Source organism: Actinomadura sp. 21ATH (assembly GCF_041951345.1).
In the GTDB taxonomy this organism is placed as follows: domain Bacteria; phylum Actinomycetota; class Actinomycetes; order Streptosporangiales; family Streptosporangiaceae; genus Spirillospora.
This window is the reverse complement of record NZ_JBGNUR010000046.1, coordinates 1-993: the sequence shown is the minus strand read 5'-3', so window position 1 is coordinate 993 and position 993 is coordinate 1. Positions and strand designations below refer to the sequence as shown.

At 67.4% G+C, this 993-nt stretch carries 1 protein-coding gene; it reads right to left on the bottom strand.

What is annotated here, in order from left to right; all coding sequences use genetic code 11:
* Positions 1-31: 31 nt before the first annotated feature.
* Positions 32-886, bottom strand: coding sequence for a transposase (locus ACA361_RS42270; RefSeq protein ID WP_375020793.1), 855 nt, complete (start codon positions 884-886; stop codon positions 32-34).
* Positions 887-993: the final 107 nt, after the last annotated feature.

Below are 993 nucleotides of genomic sequence, written 5' to 3'. Positions count from 1 at the left end.
CCTAGATCGTTGATGGGAAATTGTGTGCTGGTCAGTGGTCGTAGGCGGTGAGGGAGCGTTTGACGGGTGCGTCGATGAGCCAGTTGTGCCAGATGGCGGCGTTGAGCGCGAGGATGCGCTGGGCGATGCGGGCCCATAGGCCCTGGGTGGTGCGGGCGTTGTGGCGTTCCAGTCCGAGCTGGTTCTTCAGGGTCCAGATGATGCCCTCGATCCGCTGGCGCAGCCAGGATGGGAACACCTTCACCGCCGGTTCGGGCTCGTCATCGCGCACCGGACGGATCAGCACGTGTCCCAGGTCGGCGGTGGCCTTCTCGATTCCGGCTCCGGCGAAGCCCTTGTCGCACACGATGGGGCAGGGGCCGTCGGCGATCGGGCGCAGGTGCAGCAGGTGCAGGGCCTGCTTGCGCTCGTCGAGTTCTTTGGGGTGGGCCAGGCTGAAGGCCGAGACCGTTCCCTCGGCGGTGGTGATGAGCATCAGCTTGGCACCCCAGTAGAAGGCGTGGTGGGAGGTGTCGCGGCCGTAGCCGGCGATCTCGCCCAGTGCCGAGCGGTTCACCGTGACTCGGGAGGCACCGCACGGCACCGGGGTGCCGTCCATCAGCCGCAGGCTGTCGTACCAGGTCGGGACCGCGCGGGCCAGCCACAGCGCCACCACCTGCAGCACCGGGCCCAGATCCCGCAACTGCCGGTTGTACTGCGATTGACACGGCAGCCGCGGGAACAGGTGCCCGATCCGGGCGGGGGCCAGCCGCAACCAGTGGCGTTCGTCATCACAGCGCAGCAGCACCTGGGCGGTGGCCACACAGATCAGCTCGGCGTCGGTCAGCAGGCGGGGCCTGCCCGGCCCGAGGCGCCGCGATGGCAGGACATCGTCGTCCAGGTGCACGTAGAGTGCGATCAGAAGGGCGTCTAGATCTGTCTTCACACACCGATCCTGGGCGCCCTTCACCATGCTCGCGGCCGGTTCAGCAATAACCCATCAACGATCTAGGG